Origin of the sequence: Dyadobacter frigoris (assembly GCF_005280585.1) — a bacterium.
Classification (GTDB): Bacteria; Bacteroidota; Bacteroidia; order Cytophagales; family Spirosomataceae; genus Dyadobacter; species Dyadobacter frigoris.
On sequence record NZ_SZVO01000020.1, the window covers coordinates 74,754 to 100,552 of the forward strand.

The window sequence follows — 25,799 nt, forward strand, 5'->3', positions numbered from 1 at the left end:
ATTTATAAACCAATGTACACCTGATTTTCTTTGATGATAACCGGGAAGGTATTGATTTTATAGTCGTCATCAGTCAGGCATTGACCAGTTTTTAAAGAAAAAGTTTTTTTGTGAAACGGACAGGCAACTTTTGGTTCCTCTCCCTGGCTTCCGATCATGCCGCGACCTATAGCCATTTGCTGGCGGTGTGGACATTCGTTATCCGTTGCGTACCACTCGCCTCTCCGTGCGAAGTTAAAGATAGCGATTTGTTTGCCTTCTATTAACGCACAGCCTCCGCCGTCTTCGGGGATATCGTTGACGTTACAGGCGAGGTGCCAGGTTATTCTGTCTTTTGTATTATGTGTTGGTTCCATGTTGATTTTGAATGTTTTGAATGATTAGATTAGCACACATCCCCGCACCATCGGGCGGTGCCCGATGCAGAAATATGTCGACCTTTCAGGCCTAGACTATACCCATTCTTTGGCTCGTTTTTGCGTACGCATTTCTTCGAATGCTATCATTGGGTCTTTGTCAGGGACGTTTACAAAATGGTTGTAACGTTGACGTAACTCAGGACTATCCACAACTTCTTTCCATTCGCATTTGTAGTTATTGATCAAAGTCTGCATTTCTTCCTCAAATGCGGAAGTTAATCCCAATAAATCATCCACCACCACTGCTTTCAGATAGGACATTCCGCCTTCCATTTTATTCAGCCAAGTCGCCGTTCTTGTCAACGGATCGGCTGTTTTTATGTAAAACATAAGGAATCTGTCGATCAATTTTACGCAGGTTTCCTTATCAACATCAGAAGCCAGCATTTGTGCGTGCTGTGGCTTGGAACCGCCATTTCCGCAGACATATAAATTCCAGCCTTTCTCCGTTGCGATGATACCAAAATCCTTGCTTTGCGCTTCTGCACATTCGCGAACACAGCCAGAAACCGCAGATTTGAACTTATGCGGCGCCCGGATTCCTTTATACCGGTCTTCAATTTCAATAGCGAAAGAAACGGAATCCTGCACACCAAAACGGCACCATGTGGATCCTACACAGCTCTTTACAGTTCTTAATGCTTTTCCATACGCATGTCCGCTTTCAAAACCGGCATCAATCAATTCTTCCCAGATCAAAGGCAGATCATTTACGTGCGCACCGAAAAGATCTATTCTTTGTCCGCCCGTAATTTTGGTATATAAATTATATTTTTTAGCAACCTGTCCGATCACGATCAATTTATCCGGCGTAATTTCTCCACCCGGAATTCTCGGAACAACCGAATATGTACCTCCTTTTTGTATGTTAGCAAGATAACGGTCATTAGAATCCTGAATCGGCGCACGGTCTTTTGTCAGTACATTTTCATTCCAAAGACTTGCCAGCAAGGATGCAACAACCGGCTTACAAACTTCGCAGCCATCTCCTTTTCCATATTCATTCAGTACTTCGCCATAGGTTTTCAACCCATTCATTTTCACCAGATCAAGTAACTCCTGGCGGGAGTGATCGAAATGTTCACAAACAACCGTTTTGATATATTGGCCGTTTTGCTTCATCACGCCCTGAATAATATCTTTTACCATCGGCACACAACCACCGCATCCGGTTCCGGCTTTGCAGGATTTTTTCAATGCATCGATCGACGTATTTCCTTTTTCGCCAATTTCCTCGCAAAGCATACCTTTGGTAATCGCTTCGCAAGAACAGATCAAGGCGTCATCAGGCAAGCTCATCACACCTGCACCCGTTTCTTCTCCACCTCTTGATCCTAAAATAAGATCCTCAGAATCAGGAGGCAAAATCGTTTTATTTTTACAGGTTTGCAGAAGCATGTTATATTGCTCAGCATCACCTACCAGAATTCCACCCAGCAATTCCTTACCATCCGGTGAAACGTTAATTCTTTTGTATATACCTTTTGCCTTATTCTCGTAACGGATTGTTTTACACGCCGGTTCTTCAATAAACGGATCACCGAAACTTGCAACATCCGTTCCGATCAGTTTCAGTTTTGTAGACATATCGTAAGGCAAAAATTCCTTATCAATACCGGTCAGGGCATTGGCTACAACATCAGCCATTTCATAACCGGGAGCGATCAAACCATAGATCATGTGATGTGCCAGCGCACATTCTCCGATTGCAAAAATGTAGGGATCCGATGTTTTCAAGCCATTATCAACGATAATTCCGCCTCGGGGATGTGTTTCGAGTCCGGCAATTTTCGCCAGTTCATCACGCGGACGAATACCGGCGGAAATCACCAGCATATCCACATCCAGGAAAGAATTATCAACAAACTGCATTCCTTTGATACAGTCGTCGCCAACGATTTCCTGTGTACTTTTTGCCAGATGAATATTCAAACCAAGCGATTCCAGCTGACTTTGCAGAATTCTCGAACCTGCGTCATCAATTTGTCTTGGCATTAAACGGGAGGCGAATTCTACCACATGGGCTTCTTCCAAACCTAAATCCAATAATGCTTTTGCCGCTTCAAGACCAAGCAGACCACCACCCAAAACAGCACCTCTTTTTGCCTTACGGGCATAGGCCTGAATAAGCTCCAAATCTTCAATAGTACGGTAAACAAAAACACCATCTTTTTCCACACCGGGAATAGACGGAACAAACGCACCGGAGCCTGTTGCCATCACCAGATAGTCGTAATGTACTACATGGCCATGATGAGATCGTACCAGTTTTTCTTCTCTGTCGATATCAACAACAGGATCTGAAAGGAATAATCTGATGTTATTTTCCTCATACCATTCTTTACTGGCCATCGTAAGGTCTTCGGCCGTTTTACCTGCAAAATATTCGCTCAAATGCACACGATCATAAGCCACGCGAGGTTCTTCCCCAAAAACCGTCAGCGTGAATTCCTGATCATTTTTTCTTTTGGCCAGCAATTTCTCGCAGAATTTGTAGCCAACCATACCATTTCCAATGACAACGATATGCGTGTTTGTGTTTGTTTTCATAGTTATAATTAACTATTATTTTTGAATAACCCTGTTGTTTTATTGTACTATTCAAATATTTAACTACTTTAATTACCTTTTAGTACATGTCAAAATTAAAAGGTGTTTTTCTATTTTCCTAACTTTTTATTCTAAATATATGTAAAATTGATACTTATTTTTTGGCAAAAGTATTGTTTTATAAAATATTGATACTAATTTTGAACCAACAAATAGATATAGTTACTATTCACTACTTATAGTACATTTCTAATATTCACCAGAACATATATAAAAGAGATGGAGGCGAAACTTACACTCGTGGGAGCTGGTCCGGGAAACGGAGAGCTGATTACTTTAAAAGGAATCAAAGTTTTAAAATCAGCCGATGTCGTTTTATACGACGAACTGGTGAGTACAGAAATTCTTGATTTTGCACCAGAAGCAGCATTAAAAATATATGTAGGGAAAAAAGTGGGTGAAGCCTCTTTTTCTCAAGACGAGATCAACGGGCTGATCGTGAAGCTTGCACGGAAACGCGGACATGTTGTTCGTTTGAAAGGCGGTGATTCTTTTGTTTTTGGACGTGGTCATGAAGAAATGGAATATGCCCGCGATCATGATATTATCTGCGAAGTAATTCCAGGTGTTTCAAGCTGTATAGCCGTTCCGGCTTCCCTGGAAATTCCGGTAACCCGCCGCGGTGTAAGTGAAAGTTTCTGGGTCATTACCGGAACGACCAGAAACGGAGAACTATCTGATGACATGCGACTGGCCGCTCAATCCAAAGCAACCGTTGTGGTTTTGATGGGAATGAATAAGCTGAACGAAATCTGTGACTTATATAAATATTTTGGCCGCGGGCATTTGCCTATGGCGGTGATCCAGAACGGAACGCGCCCGGATGAAAAAAGTGTGATGGGTCAGGTTTGGGAAATGCCACAACTGGTGAAGGAAAATAAACTGGGCACACCGGCAATCATTGTGCTTGGAGAGGTTGTAGGATTGCATCCATCCTATGCGATGGAGTATTTGCAGAGCGCCAATCTGGCATTTTAGCAAAAAAAGCCGATCCGGTGTGGGGACACCAAAATCGGCTTATGTATTATCCCAACGGGGCTATTCAAACCAGGGGATGTTGTTTATGTTTCACACAAACAGATCAAATAAAATGGAAAAAAGAACATAAACCAAATTCCGGGTTTGCTTAACTACACCAGGTGGCTGTTAAGAACAAATGATGTCAACTCATTGACGCTATCCTCTTTTTCATTTTATCCACTTATCCACATGAAAACAATTCGCTACCTATTCATCGCGGCGGCATTGGGAATTTCGTTACTACTGCCCTCCGAATCCAGGGCTCAGTTAAGTATTTCCGGCCAGCTTCGTACACGCTCTGAACTTTTGGATGGGCAAGGTTCTCCTCTTTCCAAAGGCAATAAACCAGCCTTTTTTACCTCCCAGCGCACCAGGTTAAATGTTGGATACAAAGGTTACCGCACAAATTTTTACATTTCGGCGCAGGATGTAAGGGTTTGGGGACAGGATGCTTCAACGAATAATAGGGTAACAAATGCCGGTTTAAATGGTTTTATGCTGCATGAAGCCTGGGGAGAAATAAGTTTGCTGGATACAAATCAGACCAAACTTGGAAAAGAATTTTCAATAAAGATCGGCCGTCAGGAATTACTTTATGATGACAGCCGCTTACTTGGAAACCTTGACTGGCTGCAACAGGCGAGACGTCATGATGCTGCATTGATCAAGTATAGCAACAAAGGTTTTACCGCACATTTAGGCTTTGCGTATAACCAGAATAGTGAGGTAAAAACCGGCACTTTATACAACGGAGTTCCTAATGGATATGCCGCCGGAACGAACGGAATTGGCACCATGTACAAATCGATGCAATTTGGATATGTAAGCAAAAAACTGAATCAGGGAATTGCTTCATTTTTGATTTTAAAAGATGATTTCCAAAAATACAGCCTGACATCAACGGGTACCAAAACGCTTGAAAAAGGAGTAAATAGTCGGGTAACTTTGGGACCTTATATTCAGACAAAACTCGGCAAAAGTATTAATCTTATAGCCAGCGCCTATTTGCAAACAGGAAAAGATAAAGATGGTGCCAATTTGTCTGCTTACATGTATTCGATCAAAGGACTTTATGAAGTGAACAGATTTATTTCGATCGGACCTGGTTTTGATTATACATCAGGAAGCGGTTCCGGCAGTTCAAAAAACAGAAGTTTTGACCCTTTATATGGAACACCGCATAAGTTTTGGGGACAAATGGATTATTTCTATGCTGCCAACGGTTTTGGAAAAGGCGGATTATCGGATCTTTTCTTGAGCAGCACAATCAAAGCATCTCCTAAACTTTCTGTACAAGCTGATTTGCACCAGTTTTCAAGTGCCGCACAGATCAGCAGTGTAAAAGATGGGAAACTGAGCAGTAATTTTGGAGAGGAACTGGACATTATTGCTACGTACAATTTGACCAAAACAATAAGTTTCCAGGGAGGATACTGCACTTTTTTACCAACAAATTCACTGGCACAAGCAAAGGCTGTAACGGATCCTCAAAAAATGGCCCACTGGGCTTACCTGATGATCAGCATCAAACCAGATTTCCTAAAATAACCCGAATAATATAGATACTGAACTTTACATCACTCTTATTATCAAAAGTTTAAAAGCATTGAACTATGGAAACGACAAATAAACCGTTACAGAAATTAAATATTTTCAGCGCGAAAGGCGTGCAAATGCGGACGTTCCACCTGACATGGATGGCATTTTTCCTTTGCTTTTTCGGCTGGTTTGGATTAGCTCCGTTGATGACGGTTGTCAAAACAGATTTGGGTTTAACAAAAGGACAAATCGGAAATATCATCATTGCTTCCGTAGCCGCAACGGTAATTGCCCGGATCGCGGTTGGTAAACTTTGCGATTCCTGGGGACCACGAAAAACATATACAGCACTTTTAGGGATCTGTTCCATTCCGGTTATGACGGTTGGCCTAGTACATTCCTATGAAGGCTTTTTACTTTTTAGATTAGCCATTGGTGTGATCGGCGCATCGTTTGTCATAACACAATATCATACATCGGTGATGTTTGATAAGAAAATTGTAGGAACAGCTAATGCGGTGGCTGGTGGCTGGGGAAATTTAGGCGGCGGTGTTACCAACATGGTTATGCCTTTGATTTTCGCTGGTTTTATTGGCGCTGGTTATTTGCCTGAATCGGCATGGCGTCTGGCGATGATCGTACCGGGTGTTGCTTTATTGATTTTTGCTTTTGTTTATTATTTCTACACGAAAGATACACCAGCCGGAAACTTTGATGAGCTTCCTGAATCCATCCGAAATTCTACTGTCAAAGTAAAAGGCACGATGACGATGGCGATGAAAGACCCTCGTACCTGGGCACTTTTCCTTGCTTATGGAGCTTGTTTTGGTATTGAAATTACCTTTGATAATATTGCCGCTTTATACTTCTTCGAAAATTTCCATGCAACTCTGGCCGTAGCCGGAATCCTTGCCGGAACCTTTGGTTTCATGAATTTATTTGCCCGTGCTTTGGGTGGAATTGTAGCAGATAAAGTGGGTTTGAAATATGGAATGCTGGGCAAAGGCCGCTTATTGGCACTTTTGCTGGCGATGGAAGGGATTGGTATCGCACTTTTCGCACAAAGCTCAACATTGACGATCGCCGTGATCACCATGTTATGTTTCGCTATGTTTTTGAAAATGGCGAATGGTGTTACTTATGCCATCGTCCCTTTTGTTAATCAAAAAGCTATTGGCTCCGTAAGCGGAATTGTGGGTGCCGGCGGAAATGTAGGTGCTGTGTTGGCGGGATTCTTGTTTAAATCAAGCTCAATTTCTTACTCCCAGGCATTTGTCTACATCGGTGTTGCGATTGCCTGCGTGGCTGCGATTGTCGCTTTGGTCAATTTTGATAAAATAAGAACAGCGATACCCGAAGCGAATACATTGGAAACTGCGAATTCTTAATTAAGTAGCTATTAGCATTTGGCTATTAGCCTTGAATTCACCAAGATAAAAGAGGGAATTGTAATATTAATTTCCTGTTAGTAATTACAACAAAAAAATAAACCGGCTGTTATGAAAACTTCCTCTGATACCTTCAAATCTACCTGTTGCTATTGCGGCGTGGGTTGCGGCGTAGTTGTGACGAAGGAAGCTAACGGCCAACTGAGTCTGGAGGGAGATAAAGAACATCCCTCCAGCAAAGGTATGCTTTGTTCCAAAGGGATGAATTTGCATTACACCGTAATGGATCAGTCGGACCGCTTGTTGTATCCGCAAATGCGGCTAAACCGCTCGATGCCTCTGCAACGTGTTACCTGGGATGAAGCCCTGGACAGAACAGCGGCGGTTTTTAAAACATTTATTAAAAAATTCGGCCCTGATTCGGTTGCATTTTACGTATCAGGACAATGTCTGACGGAAGAATATTATCTGGTCAACAAGCTGATCAAAGGTTTTATCGGTTCCAATAATATTGATACCAATTCCCGGCTTTGCATGAGCTCTGCGGTAGTGGGTTATAAACTTTCGCTGGGCGAAGATTGTGTTCCTGTTTGTTATGACGACATTGAAGAAGCTGATGTTTTTTATGTAACAGGAGCAAATCCGGCCTGGTGCCATCCGATTTTATGGCGGCGGATTGAAGCGCATAAAGCCGCAAATCCGAATGTAAAAATTATTTGTGTTGATCCGCGTAAAACCGATACGGCGCGCTCGTCCGATCTTCATCTGGGAATAATCCCCGGAACTGATATTGTTTTGAACAATGCCATCGGGCGTATCCTGATTGAAAAAAACTACATCAACCAGGATTTTATAGAAAACCACACGGACGGATTTTCAAATTTCCAGGAAAAGGTTTTTGAAAGAACAATTGAGGAAGCTGCGGAAATTTGTGGGATTGAAGCAAAAGATATTTTCCAAGCTGCCGACTGGATTGGTGCGTCTGAGGGTTTTCTTTCTCTTTGGACAATGGGTTTGAATCAGTCTGTTATCGGTGTAAATAAAAATCTTTCGCTGATCAATCTGCATTTGATTACGGGCAAGATCGGTTCTCCCGGAAACGGGCCATTTTCTCTTACCGGACAACCAAATGCCATGGGTGGCCGCGAAACGGGCGGACTTGCCAATATTCTTCCTGCACACCGTGATGTGACCAATGCTATACACCGGGAAGAAATGGAGTCATTTTGGGATAGTCCGGTAAAAATTGCGCACAAACCAGGATTTACGGCGACGGAAATGTTTGAAGCGCTGGCTGATGATCGTTTGAAAGCGATCTGGATTATCAATACAAATCCATTGGTGAGTATGCCGGATATCAACATGGCGGAAAAAGCGTTGAAAAATTCGCGGTTTGTGGTTGTTCAGGATGTCTCAAATCTGGCTGATACGGTTCATTTCGCCGATGTCGTTTTGCCGGCAGCTGCGTGGCTGGAAAAAGAAGGAACGATGACCAATGCGGAAAGACGTATAACTTATCTCCCAAAAGCTCTGGAAGCTCCCGGAGAAGCTTTACCTGATTCAGAAATCATCTGGAAGTTTGCACAAAAAATGGGTTTTTCAGAAGCTTTTAACTACAAAAACACTTCGGAGGTTTATGACGAATATGTCAAAATTACAGCCAATACAAATGTTGACGTTTCGGGAGTAAATTATGATTTACTAAAAAGTAAACGTAGTGTTCAATGGCCTTTGGCAGCAAAAAAATCAGCCGATAGCGAAACGGCAATAACTCCCGAAAATCATGAAATAACCGATTCGTCAACAATCGGAACGAAACGGCTTTTTACGGATCACAGCTTTTACACCCCTAACAAAAGAGCTCAAATTTTCGCCATTGCAGACGAAAACACGTCCGAACCAACGGACGAGAATTTCCCTCTGGTACTAACCACCGGCCGTATCCGTGACCAATGGCATACGATGACTAAAACCGGCAGGGTCACAAAACTTAAACAACATATACCGCAGCCATTTTTGCAGATTCACCCAAAGGATGCAGAAGCAAGAAACATAACAGAAGGAAAACTGGTCGTAGTACAGGGCCGTCGCGGGAAAGTTCGTGTGAAGGCGCAATTGACCGAAGACGTACGGGAGGGATTGTGTTTTTTGCCCATGCACTGGGGGAAAATACTGGGAAGTAATTTAGGGAGAGCGAATAATCTTACGAATAATTTGGTTGACCCTCGCTCGAAAGAACCGGATTTCAAATTCTCGGCGGTTGAAGTATTGTTGTTCAAAAAACCTTTTGAAAAAATAATAATTATCGGTGCGGGTTCTGCCGGTTTGGGTTTTATCAATACGTACCGGGCACTTAATCAGGATGACGAAATTCATGTTTTTTCAAAAGAAATTTATCCATTCTACAACCGTGTCCTGCTACCGGATTATATCAGCGGCGAACAAAGCTGGGAGCAGCTTGTAAAATTGAGAGAAGATCAGTTTTCTGACGCCAATATTATTGTGCACAAAGGAATAAGCATTGTCCACATTGACCGGAAAAATAAAATCCTGACCGATAGTGCAGGCAACGAACATACCTATGATAAGTTGATCCTGGGTATGGGAAGCAGATCTTTTATGCCGAAGGGCGTTCCGGAACTTCCCGGTATTTTCAATATGCGTTCACGAATGGATGCTGACAAACTTTTACCTTTTGTAAATCAGACGGATGCACATGCAGTAATAGTCGGCGGCGGAATTTTGGGACTGGAGCTGGCTGCGTCTTTCCGCAAAATGAATATTCGGGTAACGGTTATCCAGAGAAGCGGAAGACTGATGGAAAGACAGCTGGATCCGTTGGCGAGTGAATTACTATATCAGGATTTAACAGATCGCGGTATTGAAATTTACTTTAATGATGAAGTGTCAACCTATAACGGAAATGCCAAAGTTGAAGGAATATTATTAAAATCGGGAAGAAAAATAGCTTGTCAGGTGGTTGTGCTGGCTATTGGAACTGTTCCAACGATTGAACTTGCAAGGGAGGCAGGGATTGAACATAAGCGTGGAATTCTTGTAAATGATTACATGCAAACTTCGGACGAATCCATTTTCACAGCTGGAGAAATTGCCGAGTGGCGGGGACAAATGTGGGGAATAACGCTGGCGGCGGAACAGCAGGCGGAAGTAGCAGCTCATTTTATAGCAGGAGATATTTCACAGCCGTACCAGGGCAGTGTTTCCATGAATATTCTAAAAATGGAAGGCCTGCACATGAGCAGTATCGGTATGACAGAAGCACCTGCCAATGATCCGACTTATGAAGAGATTGTCTTTATTGATAAGTCAAAAAGATATTATAAAAAGTGCATCGTCCATCAGGATAGACTGGTTGGCGCCATTTTGATCGGTGATAAAAATGAATTCCTGGAATTCCGGGATTTGATCGCAAAAGGCACTGAACTTTCTGAAAAAAGGCTTCAATTACTAAGAGCCAGCCAGAGTGTGGACCCTATGGAGGGAAAATTGGTTTGTTCTTGTAACAGCGTTGGACAGGGAAATCTGGAAAAAGCAATTCTGGATGGTTATAATGATTTTCATAAACTTTGCCAGAAAACAGGTGCCGGAACGGGCTGCGGATCATGCAGGCCAGAGGTTCGGGCAATTTTGGAACGGATGGAGATGGTGGCGGTGTGATGAATGAATTATCCCAAACACCCAAATACGATAACGATGGCACAAATCCGATGGGCGTTGCCCAACGCTAAAATATGATGCCCTTTCAGGGCTATGATGGCCGCCCAGCCCTGAAAGGGCGTCATATTTTAGGATGGGGCAACGCCCTATCTATCGCGCCGGGAAATCGCGCCGCGGAATCCCGATGTGAAATCGCACCGAAACCCCATCGACCAATTGAAAAAAATTGAATGATTATCAATACATTACCAAAACAACCATGCGCGATTATTACACCATAAAAATCAACCTCCCCGGAGGCATCGTATCGCCGGGATATCTCAAAGATATTCTCACGGCCGCATGGTCATCCGGTATCCGGAAAGTCAGGTTTGGAGCACGTCAGCAATTACTATTGACTGTTCATTACGAGGTGGTGCGTTTTATTGAAAAAGACCTTCAAAAACTCAATATTAATTACGAATTAAATACAGAGAAACACCCAAACATCATCAGCTCCTACTGCGGAGAAGAAGTTTTCAGAACCGGACAATGGCTGGGCAATAACGAATATCATTCTGTATTAGACAGTTTTGATTATCAGCCCGAATTAAAAATTAACATATCCGATTCGAACCAAAGTTTTACGCCATTTTTCACTGGAAACCTAAACTTCGTTTCATCACCAGAGCCACAATACTGGTACCTGTATATACGATTAAAAGAAAGCAACAATCTCTTTCGCTGGCCAGAATTAATTTATACAAATGAAGTTGGTCGGCTGGCAAAAGTCCTGGAAAACTGCATGATCCATCAGCAATGCCAAAGCGCTGAAAGTTTGTACGAAGCGGTAAAAAATGAAACAACTTATATATCAATTCCAGCGACGCAAGAACTGGAATTACCATCCTTTTCGCTTCCCTATTACGAAGGATTTAACCGGTATGAATCAAGAACGTGGCTGGGACTATACCGTCGTGATGAATTATTTTCAGTTGAATTCCTGATTGATTTGTGTCTGTTATGTCTAAAAACCCGGGTTGGAGAACTCTGTGTAACACCATGGCGATCGTTGATTATCAAAGGTATTGAAGATTCTCACCGTACTTTATGGAGCAATATTCTTGGCAAACACAATATCAATGTACGCCACGCCGCAAATGAATTAGCCTGGCAAACAGAGGATCACACCGTAGAAGGAACCCAGCTTAAAGATTACCTGATACGATATATTGAAAAAAATGATACTAGAACTTTTGGCCTTTGCTTTGGAATTCAGACACGAAAAAAATCAGAAGTTTTCGGTTCTGTTTTAGTACGAAAAAGATCAGTCATCAGTTTTGCACAACTTTCACTATTAAGTGTTTATGACATTTATTACACTGAAAATTTCAACCCCAACAGCAGAAAACATATTCTTTTCCAAAAAGGATTGTTCAAGATTCACCTTCCCTGGCAGCTTGAACGTTTGTGCCGTCAATTCAACAATCGCCGAAACTTCGAAAATGCTGAAATAATTCACATCGAAGAAGAAGTTAAAGACGAATTATCTCTCACTGTTTTGGCTTATCAATGTCCGAATTGCATGACGATTTATCATCCCGCTTATGGAGATGAACTTAACAATATTCCAGCCGGCACTTTCTTTGAATCTTTGCCCGAAGAATATTACTGCTCGACCTGCGGCACAGAAAAAGACGAACTCGTTGAGATTGAACTACCGGCTACCAATTTAATCTGAAACCAAAATGAAAACTGAAACCATTGCTCCGTTTTTCTTCGATTTTGAAAGTGATTTTGTTGAGTCGCTACGCTGTATCCCGATGATTGTCCGATACAAACTGGATAGCTGCGGCATTAAATTAAAACTTCCGGAATGGGTAAAGATAAGTGTTGAAGAAAAAAACCAGCTCGCATTTTTACCTTGTTATCTCGATTCAGAAATTGATCAGTACGGCGAATTTGTAAATAAACTGGTTTGGAAGTATGCAAATCATGAAGCAAGCTTACTGGCTTCTGTTGACGATTCCTGGAATATTCTGAACGAAATTCCCGAAGAAGTGCAGACAAAAGCAGCGGAGTGGAATTGTCCGGCTTTGGCCCAAAAACAATGGATTGAACTTGATACGCTTCAACGTTTTGCCCTTGTAAAATTAAGCAGATCAGGACATGAAGGAAAGAATTTCCCAAGAGCTATACAGGAATTCGGTATTTGCTAAACTCTTATTCTTTGATATCCGATTTTTCAACCAATACCGAAGTTATCCGGTTCAACTCATCCACTTTAAAAGCAAAATCACCTTTCAGCATATCCCTAACCGCTTTCAACTGCTCCATAGCCGTTTCCAGATTATCAGGCAGCGCTTCATTCAAAACTTCTTTAAGCCGTTTTGCCATGGTTGGCGACATTCCGTTTGTCGAAATCGCCACCTTCAAATTACCTTTTCTAACCACAGAAGAAAGATAAAAATCGCACAAAGGCGGTGTATCAGCCACATTACAAAGCATATGTTTTGCCCGGGCAACTGATTTAATTCGCTTATTTTCTTCCTTATCGTTCGTTGCGACAATAACCAGATCTTTTTCTGTTAAATCGCCATCCTCGAACTTCCTTTTGATTAAAGCAATCCTCGCATTAGCCGCAGCAATTTCACAAATTTCCAGTCTTATTTCCGGCGAAACCAGCGTTACAGTTGCCTCAGGCGAATTATCTAAAACCGCAGTGATTTTTTCCAGACCAACATAACCACCACCAACGATAAGGGTATGGAGATTTTCAAGTTTCAGGAATATGGGAAATAGGTTATTCAAAATCTGCTTTTATTAATTGTTAATATCAATTCCTGCTTGTTTAAGAATAGACAGAAATGTGCCTTTTTTGAGATCTTTTCCTCCATGAAAAGGAACGATTGCCGTTTTGTTAGAATCCAAATTATAAAAAACCTGATGCGATCCCTTTGCTCTTTTAAAAACAAAACCATTAGATTCTAACAGTTTTATTAAATATTTCGGTGAAAGATTCATGCAACAAGACTAAGAGAATATTCCAGCGTATTGCTGTCATCAGGAACTGTTTCTCCTCTCTCAGTTAAATCTTCAACATACAAAGAAACTGCCTCCTTTGCCATTTCTATTGCCTCCTCTACACTTTCACCATAAGTTATGCAACCAGGAAGAGCCGGAACAAAAACTGTATAACCGCCATCGGCTTCCGGTACCAACCTCAATTTGTATGTATAGTTCATGTCTGCAATATATTAGGATATGGATTATCAAGTTCTGAGGTTACACAGACATCCGCAGAGTTTAAAAGAGGTCCACAGAGCAAATTGCGTTGTCTCAGTGGTTCTCTTCTCACCTCAGTGAAACTCTGTGTAATTTTCTAACACAAATTTACAAGATTAATGTCATATTTCGGATTAACTATTTGATTTTATAACTATTCCAACAATTAGCATTTTTACAATCTCTATCTTATCCGTACCTTTGCGGCATGATCGCGATTACGAACCTCAGTTATTTTCTTGGCGACCGCGCACTATACGATAGCGCGTCGCTTCATATTAAGCCAAAAATGAAAATTGGCCTTATCGGTTTAAACGGAACGGGGAAGTCTACCCTGCTTCGGATGATCGATGGGGAATACCAACCGGACGAAGGGCGCATCTCTAAATCAGGAGATTGCACGATTGGCTTCCTGAACCAGGATTTGCTTTCTTACCAAAGCGACGAATCTATTTTGGCCGTTGCCATGCAGGCTTTTGAGCGCCAGAATCAGCTTCAGGTGCAGATTGATAAAATCCTGCATGAAATGGAGCACAACTACCGCGATGAACTCGTGGACAAACTTGCGAAGGTTCAGGATGAATTTGAAGCACTGGATGGTTACACAATTCAATCCAAAGCAGAAGCAATTCTTGAAGGTCTTGGTTTTGTCACAGATGATTTACACAGACCGTTAAGATTGTTTTCAGGGGGATGGAGAATGCGGGTTATGCTGGCAAAATTGCTTTTGCAAAAACCGTCTCTTTTGATGCTGGATGAACCTACCAACCACTTGGACTTACCGTCTATTCAGTGGGTGGAAAAATATGTTCAGAGTTATGAAGGCGCGGTGATCGTGGTTTCTCACGATAGAGCATTTCTTGATAATACCGTTGATACGATTGTGGAAGTTTCGGGAGGTAAATTGAATTTATATTCCGGGAATTATTCTTACTATATGGAAGAAAAAGCGCTGCGTAATGATATTCAACGTGGAGCTTTTGAAAATCAGCAGGCGAAAATTAAACAAACAGAACGTTTTATCGAACGTTTTAAAGCCAAAGCAACAAAATCCAAGCAAGTTCAAAGTCGTGTTAAAGCGCTTGACAAAATGGAAGTTGTGGATCAGGTTGTTGACGAAAACGCAAAGGTTCATTTCCGCTTCCAGTTTACAACTCAGCCCGGCCGTCACGTTTTCCAATTGGAAGACGCATCGAAAGCGTATGGCGATAAAGTAATTCTTTCTCATACCAATATTACCATGGAACGTGGCGATAAAATTGCGTTGATCGGTGCTAACGGACGTGGTAAATCAACCGCTTTACGCGTTGTGGCAGGAACAGAACCAATTGAAGGAAAAAGAAGATTAGGCCATAATGTGATGTTTACGTTCTATGCACAGCATCAGCTGGAATCTTTGAACGTTAACCACAATCTTTTAGAAGAACTTAAATACGCCAATTCAACAAAAACTGAAACAGAATTACGTACCGTTTTGGGTTGTTTCCTTTTCTCGGGAGACGATGTATTTAAAAAGATCAAGGTACTTTCAGGAGGAGAAAAATCTCGCGTTGCGTTAGCAAAAGTTTTGCTTTCACAAGCAAACTTCCTGTTACTCGATGAGCCTACCAACCACTTGGACATGCAGTCGGTGAACATTTTGATCCAGGCTTTGCAGCAGTATGAAGGAAGTTATATCGTAGTTTCTCACGATAGGTATTTTGTTGAATCCATTGCGAACAAGATCTGGTATATCGAAGATCACCAGATTAAGGAATATCCTGGCACTTATGCGGAATACGAAAGATGGATTGATGAGCGTGGATTGCAATCTGCTGTAAGTGAAAAAGCAGTCGTAAGCAGTGCGCCACCACAAGTTAAGAGCAACCAGCCTGCTAACAATAACGGAAACGCTCAAAAAAATAATGGAAATAAAGGCACTTCCCCAGAAGACGCGCAAAAATTAAAAAAAGCGAAAAAGCAGGTGGTAGAACTGGAAGCTACGATTAATAATCTTGAAGCGAAAAAATCTGAAACCGAAGCAAAATTAGCTCAACCTGCGGTTTATAATGATTCAGCTAAATTGTCCGAACTGAATAAGTTTTACGCAGATGTCAGAAAGAAACTCGAACAAGCAACCGAATCATGGGAAACCGCTATGATGGAGGTTGAAGAACTTGGTTGATACGTTTTTCAATCGAAAATAATAAAAATGGCCATTTCAGTATAATGCTGAAATGGCCATTTTTTATTGTTCATCAAACAGTTAAATTAAATCTTCTGTCTGTGCATAAATATCTGTCATAGGGAGCTTAAGCCCAACACTTGCAATTTCTAATGGATCATTCAAGTTGTATGCCTCCGAAGCCAGCACCCAAAGTCCTTCTTCATTTTTTCGAAAAACTTCTGCTGCAAAAGAACGGGAATTAATCAAAACATATTCCTGTAAGGAAGCAATACTACGGTAAAAGTGAAACTTCTGCCCCCTGTCATAAGCTTCGGTACTTTCAGAAAGTACCTCAATAATGACAGTTGGGTTAAGAATGGTATCTTTTTTATCATCCAGATATTGATTTTTATCACAAACAATCAGCAAATCCGGATAAGTATAAAGAAATGTTTCCGGGATATGAATCCTTTGGTCACTGGAATAAGTTCGACATGACTTCCCTTTGAAAAAACCTCCAATTTCAATGGATAAGTTTTCTACAATCCGATTATGGTTATGACCAGCTCCGGCCATAGCAAAAATCTCCCCGTTATAATATTCGCTTTTATAACCGGCGTCACGTTCTATATCCAGATATTCCCCTTCTGAATAGTATTTTTGAGGTTGTGCAGTCATATTGTTTCGGTTCTACAGCAAAAATAGTTAATTATGTTAAAAAACATCGTTGTCTTTAATACGTTGTCTTTGTTTAAAAGTTACATTTTTGTCTCAAACCAATTTATGCGTTATATACTTTTTACACTTTTCAGTCTGAGTTTTTTTACTTCCAATGCTCAATTTACGGACATGCGTTTGGAAGATTTCATTTATAATGATGACATTAAAACGGTATTATTATATCCCGGAATTGAGGACAAAGAAAATCCTACAAGGTTGGTTGCACCTCCTGTAATTCCAATTCAAAGCACTTTCCCACTAGTTCTTGAATTTGACGACATGACAACCAATATGACTGGATTACGGGCAAAAATATTTTCCTGTAATGCGGATTGGACCAAATCAAATCTAAATGATATCGAGTTCACTTATGAGTTTAATGACTATCCAATCACCACATACGAGCAATCATTCAGTACAAAAGTCCCGTACACACATTACAGATTTGAAGTGCCAAAATTGAAGCTTTCAGGAAATTATGTTCTGATGGTATATACCGACAGAGGCAAAAAAACGCTTCTGACGAGGAAATTTATGATTTATGATACAAAGGTCGGTATTACCGCAGAGGCACGTTTTTCGCAGGGAATTCAGCAACAATTTACAGATCAGCAGATTGATTTCAGTATTAGTTACAAAGGCTATAATCTGATTTCCCCCCAACAGGACCTTAAAGTATTTATTCGCAAGAATTTTCGCTGGGATCAGGTAAAAACCGGTTTTAAGCCAACCAACGTCCAGCCTTTTGACCAGCTTTTGGAATACACTTTTTTCAATCTGGAAAATACATTTCCAGGTGGTAATGAATTCCGGTATTTCGACAGCCGTACTTTATCCGGACGGGGTTATGGTGTTTATGAAATTGATCGTGCAGCAGATCAGACAAGTCTTGCTATTACGCCCGACAAATCCCGCTCGGATAATGGTTATTTACAGATTGAAGATTTGAATGGTCAATATATAGTTGATCAAAAAGAATCCGGTCGTGGAAGCGTGGAAGCGGATTATACGCCTGTCCTTTTCACATTAAAGGTTGCAGAAGATCCCGACGCAACCTTCTATGTTAACGGCGCGTATAATCTATGGCAGCTTAATGACCGCAATAAAATGGAATATAATACTGATGCAAAAGCGTATCAGTGCCAAATCGTAATTAAACAAGGTGTCATCAATTACGATTACACAACAGTCAGAGTTGGTCAAAAGCCGGATGAGGGGAATATTGAAGGAAATTATGCTGTAACAGAAAATGATTATGACATTCTTATTTATCACCGTCCGCCGGCAGGCCGTTCGGATTTATTAGTAGGTTATAAAACTATTGAGTGGAACAGAAGAAGATAATATTTATTTTTCTTAAAATGATCTAATTTTTTAATAGATTAGTATATTATGCATATAAAAGACACCTATTCATAAATCACCTCTTATGAAAGCGAACTCACCGGCTTGGGATTTGACACCTAACTTATATCTGACAAGTAATCAAACTGAAATAATTGATTGTCTTGTAGACCATCATGAAATGCCGGTAAAATTTGAAGAAGATCAGGTAATATCCTTTTTTAGCGTAACAGATCTGTTTCTTGTACTTTATTTCTCAAAAAGAGAAGACCGGGGATTTCAAATGTATGTGGTAAGGGACTTTTCCGTCAATGTCAATGAACTGATTCTGCTTCACCAGCTTTTCGACAGATTAATTATAGACGGACTTAGCGTCGGCGTATTACAAAAAGCACAGTTTCAGATTGATAATATCATTTGTATGGCAGATACTTTCCGGGCCATGATTCATAAAGATCTGGCGAATCAGATTGAAGATTGAAAGAATTTCTTTTTATCGAGAGAGCACAAAAAAGAGACGTCAACTAACGAAAGTTGACGTCTCTGATATTCAAACCGAATATGGTTTTCAATTATTTATTATCTTCATTAAACGTTAAAACGGAAATGCATGATATCGCCATCCGCAACGACGTATTCTTTTCCTTCAACAGCCATTTTTCCAACTTCTTTTACGCCGGCTTCTGATTTATACTGCTCAAAATCAGCCAGTTTAATGACCTCAGCACGGATAAAACCTTTTTCAAAATCACTGTGGATTACACCGGCAGCTTGCGGTGCCTTCCAGCCTTTCACGATAGTCCAGGCACGAACTTCTTTAACTCCTGCCGTGAAATAAGTGATCAGATTTAAAAGCGCGTAAGACGCTTTGATGAGCTTACTAAGTCCTGATTCTTTCAAACCGTATTCTCCAAGAAACATTTCGTGCTCTTCTTCGTCTTCGATTTCAGAAATTTGAGACTCAATAGCAGCACAAAGAATGATCACATCGGCACCTTCATGGGCAACGGCTTCTCTCAATTTTTCGGAGTATTCATTTCCTGAAAGCATTGAATCTTCATCCACATTGGCAACATAAAGAACAGGCTTATCCGTCAGCAATTTCAAATCACCAATTGCAGCTTCTTTCAATTCCGCGTCAGCAACAACAAGGCTTCGGGCATTTTTGCCGGCTTCCAGTGTTTCTTTATATTTTTTCAAAAGTTCAAGTTCAGCTTTTGCTTTCGCATCACCGGCTCTTGCACCTTTTTCAGTTTTCTGAATTTTTTTCTCGATCGATTCAAGATCTTTCAACTGCAATTCGATATCGATAATTTCTTTATCAAAAACAGGATCAACTTTTCCTTCCACGTGTACTACGTTTTCATCCTGAAAACAACGAACCACGTGAACAATCGCATCTACCTCACGGATATTGGCAAGGAATTTATTTCCTAAACCTGCACCCTGGCTTGCTCCTTTTACCAATCCGGCAATATCAACGAATTCCATAATCGTTGGTATAACCTTTTGTGGTTTTACCAATCCGATCAATACGTCAATACGCTCATCTGGAACAGTTACAACCCCTACATTGGGTTCGATTGTACAAAAAGGATAATTAGCTGCTTCGGCTTTACCGGTAGAGATAGCATTAAATAAAGTGGATTTCCCAACGTTCGGCAATCCAACAATTCCACATTGAAGGCTCATAAAAACTAAGACAAATGAGATGAGAAGACCTTTAAAGCCAAAAACTCATCATATTAAAATGGTAAACGGCCATACCTAAATAGCAAGCCCTGATAATTTAATGCAAAATTACCAATTACCGGACAGAAAAACTAAAAGCCTTCGTCAATGATTTGCGAAGGCCTTTTTAAAAACGTAAAGTTTTTTTACTCCCACTTCAAATCTGACTCACCAATGGCGTCTACTTCATCCGCTTTGGCCTCATACTGAGAAAAATCAACTTCTGGCATTAATTCCGTTTTCACGTGATCTACCGCATCTTTCAAAGCTTCTACAAACTTATCAAAGTCCTCTTTGTACAAAAACATTTTATGTTTCTCATACGTAAAGCCTTCTCCTTGCGGATGACGCCGACTTTCGGTAATGGTTAGGTAATAATCGTTGGATCGCGTTGAGCGAACATCGAAGAAGTAAGTCCGTTTTCCCGCCCTGACCCTTTTGGAGTAGATTTGCTCTCTGTCTTCCACTATGTTTAGTTTTTAATAGGTTTGCAAACGCTAAAATAGAAAGTTTATTGCTGCGAACAAAAAAACCGGCATATATTAGCAAATCCTTAACGTCCGAAAAATTAAATTTTCTACATTTCTCTTGCACTTTATCGGTACAGTGTACAATTTTTCGGGTTGAATCCGTTACATTTGACGAATCGTGGTTATTGTGGCCGTCACAAACAGGCGATTTTGGTAAAGAATTAAGGCCCATTAGGCTTTATTATGTTCCACCTAAACTCTCAGATATGACTTATCCTCGGATTCTGATTCTATTGTTTTTGTCCCTGGCCGGATTCACTGCAGACGCACAAATAAGCCTTGGCAAAACAGAAGTTGGCAGCGCTTCTTTCTATTCTTCCCGCTTTCAGGGCCGGAAAACCTCTTTTGGAGAAATTCATCAAAGCACCGAGCTCTCAGCAGCTCATCGTTCATTGCCTCTTAATACCATGCTGGAAATAACAAATCTGTCGAACAATCAGAAAGTTATAGTACGCGTTAATGACAGAGGTCCTTTTGCACACAACAGAATTGTAGATATCAGTAAAGAAGCTGCACGCCTGATCGGAATCGTTTCCAGTGGTGTAGCCAAAGTTTCCATGCGTATTGTTGGTATGGAAGGCATGATCATGCTGGATTCCAATGAAGATATTGATCATAAAGCCGGCAAAATTATTTCCATGCGGACGAAAGATTAACAACGTTTTTCAGGTTTATGAATATCAGGCAGCTGGATTTAGCAAAAGTAAGAGAATTTGGTAACCTGGAATTTTTGGCCAAACAGCTGGTTGAAGGTTTCATTACAGGCCTGCACAAATCTCCCTTTCACGGGTTTTCTGTTGAATTCGCTGAGCATCAGCTATATAACACCGGAGAATCTACCCGAAATATTGACTGGAAAGTTTTTGCCAAAACAGACCGGCTTTACGTAAAACGTTACGAAGAAGAGACAAATCTACGTTGCCACATTTTACTCGATACTTCTTCTTCCATGTATTATCCGGAAGAAAATTATGGCAAAATGACTTTCAGCTTAATGGCTGCTGCCAGCCTTACTTATTTGCTTCAAAGACAAAAAGATGCAGTAAGCCTTTGTACATTTTCAGATACAATTGAAATTCAGACAGCTGTAAAATCCACGCCTTCTCATGTACACAAAATCATGCAGGAGCTTAACGGACTTTTACAAAAAGCACGTCCATTACAAAAAACGTCAGTTGCGAGTATTCTTCACCTTTTGGCTGAAAAAATTCACAAACGTTCTTTAGTTGTTATTTTCAGCGATATGTTTGAAAACATTGAAGAGTCTGATTTGATATTTTCCGCTTTGCAGCATTTGAGACATAACCTGCATGAGGTGCTTCTTTTCCATGTTACTGATAAAAAAACGGAAGAAACCTTTTCATTTGAAAACCGTCCCTACGAATTCATTGATCTGGAATCCGGTGAAAAAATTAAGGTGCAGCCTGATCAGGTTCGTGAATCTTATCAAAAATTCGTTGGTGAATTTTATCAAAAGCTGAAACTAAAATGCGGTCAATATAAAATTGATTTCATTGAAGCAGATATTGCTCAGGGTTTTGATCCCGTTTTGATGGCCTATTTAGTAAAGCATTCGAAAATGAGATAATTTTTGTAGAAATTTGCTGACCCCTATCAGCGAATATGCTATGAAAAAACTTTCTGCAATCTTATTCATTCTCATTTTTTACATTGTCGCAGACGGTTGTCATTCGGCCAAAAAATCCTTAAAAAGAGGAGATTATGACGACTCTGTTTTCCGTGCTGCTGATAAATTAAAAAATAATCCCACGCACAGTTCTTCTTTGGAAATTCTAAAACAAGCATTTCCAAACGCCATAAAGCAACATCTTGAAGATATTACTTCTTCTGAAACCTTACCCGATATGCAGCGGTGGGAACAATTGTTGTCTTCTTATCAAATTTTGAATAGATTGTACGAGTCTGTTAAACCTTGTAATGCATGTATGCATGCCGTTTCGGCTAAAAGTTACTATGAGGAGGAAAGAAATTCGAGACAAAAAGCAGTTGAAACGCATTATGCAGAAGGATTAAAAATGCTTTCACTTGGAAGCCGCGAAAATGCACGCCTGGCATATGAACAATTTGAACGCGTCAACGAGCTTTCACCAAATTATAATGATGTTCAGCATAAACTGGATCAGTCGTACAACATTGCGTCTTTTAAAGTTGTGGTTGAACAGGTCTTGGTTACTTCAAAAGCATATCAGCTCAGCAACGCTTATTTTCAGGATCAGATTAACCAGTTTTTAAAAACCAACCGACGTCTAAATAAATATGTACAGTTTTATACACCGGAAGAAGCAACCAATGGGAAATTAAAACCAGATCATGTGATAACGCTGCAATTTGATGATTTCGTCGTCGGACAAACGCTGATTGAAAAAAATACAGAAACTGTTTTTAGTAAGGATAGTGTGAAAATCGGGGAGAAAACGGTAAATAGAAAAAAGATTGAATTTTACGATAAAGTAAAAGCAAGTCTTACCAAAAATCGCAAAACGGTTCATTCAAGCGGTGTTTTGGATATGCGGATTATGGAGTTTAATTCGAAAAAACTTGCGAATCAGCAAAAATTCGGCGGAGAATATAACTGGGTTTGCGAATGGGCAAATTTCAATGGAGATGAACGAGCATTAACAAACGCACAGCTAAAAATGTGCAAAAGCCAGGAGTTGTTACCACCTGATCCTCAACAACTTTTTGTAGAATTCAGCAAACCAATTTATGATCGGTTGACAGATCGGTTGCGGAGTTATTATGCGAAATATTAAATATTTCTATAAACAGGGCGCTCCGAAAGAGCAATTAGAATTGGCCAAGTAATTATTGTTTGGAAAAACATCTCCATAGGAGATTCCTGTTCATTGAAATAATTTGAGCTGCCAAGTTTCCGGCTCCATTGGAGCCTCCTAAAATTTCCAGGAAACTCCGATGGAGTTGTGACCCGCGGCTCTCATCGGCTTTTCTATAAACAGGACGCTCCGAAGGAGCGATGAATGTTAGAATTGAAATAAGCCAATTTTACTTATTCAAAAACAACTCCATAAAAAGCTGATCCAGATGCGCTACCGTTACAACTTCAATCTTCGCATCCTTAAAATCAAGACCCTTTCCATTATATTTTGAAATATAAATCTTTTTGAACCCCAACTTTTCTGCTTCCGAAATTCTGCTTTCTATTCGGTTTACAGCTCTCACCTCCCCTCCCAACCCAACTTCCGCAGCGAAACAAACCGAAGGTGGAATAAACGCATCTTCATAGGAAGAAACAATGGAAGCGACAACGGAAAGATCTATCGCAGGATCTTCCACACGCAAACCACCGGCAACGTTCAAAAACACATCCTGAACACCAAGCCTGAATCCTCCGCGTTTTTCCAGAACTGCCAGAAGCATTTGTAATCTTTTCGCATCAAAACCAGTTCCGCTTCGTTGCGGCGTTCCATAGGTAGCAACGCTCACAAGTGACTGAATTTCAATCAAAAGAGGGCGATTTCCCTCCATCATTGAACCAATAGAAATCCCGCTGATCGGTTCGTCTCTTTGGGAGATCAATATTTCCGAAGGATTACTAACTTGTCTTAATCCCGCACTATGCATTTCATAAATTCCTAATTCTGATGTACTGCCAAAACGGTTTTTTATAGTCCTAAGTATCCTATACGTTGTATGTCGGTCACCTTCAAATTGCAAAACAGTATCCACCATATGCTCCAGAACTTTCGGACCGGCGAGCGATCCGTCTTTTGTAATATGTCCGATCAGAAACACAGGCACACCGGTTTCCTTGGCATACTTCATAAACTCCGCCGTACATTCCCGAACCTGGGAAACACTGCCAGCACCGGATTCAATATACGCCGAATGCATTGTCTGAATCGAATCTATAATTAGTATCTGCGGCTGAAATTCTTCAATCTGACGAAAAATATTGGCAGTCTGGGTTTCTGTCAGGATAAAGCAATTATCGCTTTGAGAAGCCATTCTCTCCGCACGCATTTTTATCTGCTGCTCAGACTCCTCTCCCGAAACATAAAGAACTTTTTTGTTTGAAAGCGTCAGTGCAATTTGCAACATCAGCGTCGACTTACCAATTCCCGGCTCTCCTCCTATCAACACCAGCGAACCCTGCACAATTCCTCCGCCCAGAACGCGGTTTAATTCACCATCACTCGTTACAATTCTTGGTTCATTAGCATATTCAATCTCTGCAATGGCTTTGGGTTTACTTGCCAGATTCACCGATTTCCAGGCAACTGCCGTCTTTTTATCTTCCTTTTCGATCACTTCCTGCACCATCGTATTCCACTCTCCGCACGAAGGACACCGACCTACCCATTTGGGTGAATTATATCCGCACTCCTGACAAAAATATGCTGTTTTGGCTTTGGCCATATGGTATTTTTCTTAATTTGTTGTTGTATAAAGTGTTAAAAATCCTGGCACGAAAATTTACCCAAATATGCAAACCTTTTTTCCGTTAAATCAAAAAACAGTAGGTTTGCGTATCGTTTTTTATTTCCTGACGTTATCAATCGGTTTTAGTCATCAACAATTTTCCGTATGAACGTATATAAGACAACAATTTATGTGACGCTTTTATTCCTGACGACGATAATTTCTGCTCAGGCTCAAACAAAAGGTTTCGCATTTGGTATAAAAGGCGGTGTTAACTTGTCCAAATTAACAATGGGTGATGTTTTCACGACCCGTTATGATGAAAATGGAAACGCCTATAAAAAATTTGACGGGTCCGATGTCCGGGACAATCTAAAACAAAGTCTGGATACAAAAACAGGCATGGTTGGTGGGGTCTGGATGAGGTTTGGAAAAACCATTTTTGTACAACCCGAAGTCCTGGTTTCAACAAAAGGCGGATCTTTCCAAATCATTCCTGATGGCTCTACAACGGCACAAACTGTAAAAATAAAATATAGCAACATTGACGTTCCTATTCTTATTGGATTAAAGGGCGGCCCGATCCGGGTTTTGGCAGGTCCGTTATTTTCTTTCCGTGTAGGTGATAATCAAAAATTAAGCGACGCTTTTAAACAATATTCGTCCAACAGAGATGGTGCGTTATCAAACGCAGTTGTTGGTTACCAATTTGGAGCTGGCCTTGATTTAGGAAGTTTCAGTCTGGATGTACGTAAGGAAGGTACCTTTACAGATCTTGCGACTTTCAAATTAAACAATAAGCCCATTGACGGCAATAGCGCTACTGTCCGTCAAAAGATTACTTCATGGCAGGTAACCTTGGGGATTAAGTTATTTTAAGAAGGCGGTCGGCAGTCCAAACTTTACATACAAGGATAAATAATTTCTTTTTCTCAATCTGAGGCCGAAAGCGATTGCCGACGGCCAAAAAAAAACATGCAGCCATCGATCTGGCGATAGCTGCTGTCTA

22 protein-coding genes are annotated in these 25,799 nt (G+C 40.8%); 13 read left to right on the forward strand and 9 right to left on the reverse strand.

The features are described from left to right. Positions 1-2: 2 nt before the first annotated feature. Both nirD and nirB read right to left on the reverse strand, forming a co-directional pair. Positions 3-356: a nitrite reductase small subunit NirD gene (nirD, locus tag FDK13_RS30405; RefSeq protein ID WP_137343788.1), complete on the reverse strand. Its 354-nt coding sequence runs from the start codon at positions 354-356 to the stop codon at positions 3-5. A 96-nt stretch (positions 357-452) separates the two neighbouring features. Further along, on the reverse strand, positions 453-2,969 hold the full coding sequence (nirB, locus tag FDK13_RS30410) for a nitrite reductase large subunit NirB (protein ID WP_137343789.1): 2,517 nt from the start codon (positions 2,967-2,969) through the stop codon (positions 453-455). Between the two features lie 279 nt (positions 2,970-3,248). On the opposite strand from nirB, the gene cobA reads away from it, so the two are divergent. The 6 genes from cobA to FDK13_RS30440 all read left to right on the forward strand — a co-directional run bounded on the left by cobA (position 3,249) and on the right by FDK13_RS30440 (position 12,852). Continuing rightward, entirely contained in the window at positions 3,249-4,007 is a 759-nt protein-coding gene (gene cobA, locus FDK13_RS30415; RefSeq protein WP_137343790.1) for a uroporphyrinogen-III C-methyltransferase, read from the forward strand. 231 nt (positions 4,008-4,238) lie between these two features. Further along, positions 4,239-5,597 (forward strand): alginate export family protein, encoded by a 1,359-nt coding sequence (locus tag FDK13_RS30420; protein ID WP_137343791.1) that lies wholly within the window; start codon positions 4,239-4,241, stop codon positions 5,595-5,597. A 65-nt stretch (positions 5,598-5,662) separates the two neighbouring features. Further along, positions 5,663-6,976, forward strand: a complete 1,314-nt coding sequence (locus tag FDK13_RS30425) for an MFS transporter (RefSeq protein WP_137343792.1) — start codon at positions 5,663-5,665, stop codon at positions 6,974-6,976. 111 nt (positions 6,977-7,087) lie between these two features. After that, the gene (locus FDK13_RS30430) at positions 7,088-10,654 is read left to right on the forward strand and encodes a nitrate reductase (protein WP_137343793.1); all 3,567 of its coding nucleotides are present in this window, start codon (positions 7,088-7,090) and stop codon (positions 10,652-10,654) included. Positions 10,655-10,913: 259 nt separating this feature from the next. After that, positions 10,914-12,374, forward strand: coding sequence for a rubredoxin (locus tag FDK13_RS30435; protein WP_137343835.1), 1,461 nt, complete (start codon positions 10,914-10,916; stop codon positions 12,372-12,374). Between the two features lie 7 nt (positions 12,375-12,381). Continuing rightward, positions 12,382-12,852 carry a nitrate reductase associated protein gene (locus FDK13_RS30440; protein WP_137343794.1) on the forward strand — a complete coding sequence of 157 codons (471 nt, stop codon included), beginning with the start codon at positions 12,382-12,384 and terminating at the stop codon, positions 12,850-12,852. 4 nt (positions 12,853-12,856) lie between these two features. On the opposite strand, the gene FDK13_RS30445 is transcribed toward FDK13_RS30440, so the two are convergent. From FDK13_RS30445 to FDK13_RS30455, 3 genes are read right to left on the reverse strand one after another with little or no spacing between them, the layout of a single operon-like run. Next, positions 12,857-13,444, reverse strand: a complete 588-nt coding sequence (locus FDK13_RS30445; protein WP_137343795.1) for a precorrin-2 dehydrogenase/sirohydrochlorin ferrochelatase family protein — start codon at positions 13,442-13,444, stop codon at positions 12,857-12,859. Positions 13,445-13,456: 12 nt separating this feature from the next. After that, on the reverse strand, positions 13,457-13,657 hold the full coding sequence (locus FDK13_RS30450) for a type II toxin-antitoxin system HicA family toxin (RefSeq protein WP_137343796.1): 201 nt from the start codon (positions 13,655-13,657) through the stop codon (positions 13,457-13,459). After that, the gene (locus FDK13_RS30455; protein WP_137343797.1) at positions 13,654-13,878 is read right to left on the reverse strand and encodes a type II toxin-antitoxin system HicB family antitoxin; all 225 of its coding nucleotides are present in this window, start codon (positions 13,876-13,878) and stop codon (positions 13,654-13,656) included. Before FDK13_RS30455 ends, FDK13_RS30450 begins: the two co-directional genes overlap by 4 nt. A 248-nt stretch (positions 13,879-14,126) precedes the next feature. On the opposite strand from FDK13_RS30455, the gene FDK13_RS30460 reads away from it, so the two are divergent. Beyond that, on the forward strand, positions 14,127-16,082 hold the full coding sequence (locus FDK13_RS30460; protein WP_137343798.1) for an ABC-F family ATP-binding cassette domain-containing protein: 1,956 nt from the start codon (positions 14,127-14,129) through the stop codon (positions 16,080-16,082). Positions 16,083-16,163: 81 nt separating this feature from the next. Here FDK13_RS30460 and FDK13_RS30465 read toward each other — a convergent pair whose 3' ends face one another. Next, positions 16,164-16,742 (reverse strand): Uma2 family endonuclease, encoded by a 579-nt coding sequence (locus FDK13_RS30465; RefSeq protein ID WP_137343799.1) that lies wholly within the window; start codon positions 16,740-16,742, stop codon positions 16,164-16,166. A gap of 105 nt (positions 16,743-16,847) precedes the next feature. Between FDK13_RS30465 and FDK13_RS30470 the strand changes: the two genes are divergently transcribed. Both FDK13_RS30470 and FDK13_RS30475 read left to right on the forward strand, forming a co-directional pair. Next, positions 16,848-18,128, forward strand: a complete 1,281-nt coding sequence (locus FDK13_RS30470; protein ID WP_137343800.1) for a type IX secretion system plug protein — start codon at positions 16,848-16,850, stop codon at positions 18,126-18,128. Positions 18,129-18,213: 85 nt separating this feature from the next. Further along, the gene (locus tag FDK13_RS30475; RefSeq protein ID WP_137343801.1) at positions 18,214-18,609 is read left to right on the forward strand and encodes a hypothetical protein; all 396 of its coding nucleotides are present in this window, start codon (positions 18,214-18,216) and stop codon (positions 18,607-18,609) included. Between the two features lie 107 nt (positions 18,610-18,716). On the opposite strand, the gene ychF is transcribed toward FDK13_RS30475, so the two are convergent. Both ychF and FDK13_RS30485 read right to left on the reverse strand, forming a co-directional pair. Further along, positions 18,717-19,820, reverse strand: coding sequence for a redox-regulated ATPase YchF (ychF, locus tag FDK13_RS30480; protein ID WP_137343802.1), 1,104 nt, complete (start codon positions 19,818-19,820; stop codon positions 18,717-18,719). Positions 19,821-20,005: 185 nt separating this feature from the next. Continuing rightward, complete coding sequence (locus FDK13_RS30485) at positions 20,006-20,326, reverse strand: DUF3276 family protein (protein ID WP_090335433.1); 321 nt, start codon at positions 20,324-20,326, stop codon at positions 20,006-20,008. 269 nt (positions 20,327-20,595) lie between these two features. On the opposite strand from FDK13_RS30485, the gene FDK13_RS30490 reads away from it, so the two are divergent. The 3 genes from FDK13_RS30490 to FDK13_RS30500 are packed head-to-tail and all read left to right on the forward strand — an operon-like array spanning position 20,596 to position 23,163. Beyond that, the gene (locus FDK13_RS30490) at positions 20,596-21,045 is read left to right on the forward strand and encodes a septal ring lytic transglycosylase RlpA family protein (RefSeq protein WP_137343803.1); all 450 of its coding nucleotides are present in this window, start codon (positions 20,596-20,598) and stop codon (positions 21,043-21,045) included. 17 nt (positions 21,046-21,062) lie between these two features. Beyond that, entirely contained in the window at positions 21,063-21,977 is a 915-nt protein-coding gene (locus FDK13_RS30495; protein ID WP_137343804.1) for a DUF58 domain-containing protein, read from the forward strand. Positions 21,978-22,017: 40 nt separating this feature from the next. Beyond that, a complete protein-coding gene (locus tag FDK13_RS30500) occupies positions 22,018-23,163 on the forward strand; it encodes a hypothetical protein (protein ID WP_137343805.1) in 1,146 nt (381 codons plus the stop codon). Between the two features lie 250 nt (positions 23,164-23,413). Here FDK13_RS30500 and radA read toward each other — a convergent pair whose 3' ends face one another. After that, complete coding sequence (gene radA / locus FDK13_RS30505) at positions 23,414-24,787, reverse strand: DNA repair protein RadA (protein WP_137343806.1); 1,374 nt, start codon at positions 24,785-24,787, stop codon at positions 23,414-23,416. Positions 24,788-24,955: 168 nt separating this feature from the next. Between radA and FDK13_RS30510 the strand changes: the two genes are divergently transcribed. Next, positions 24,956-25,669: a porin family protein gene (locus FDK13_RS30510; protein WP_137343807.1), complete on the forward strand. Its 714-nt coding sequence runs from the start codon at positions 24,956-24,958 to the stop codon at positions 25,667-25,669. Positions 25,670-25,799 lie beyond the last annotated feature (130 nt).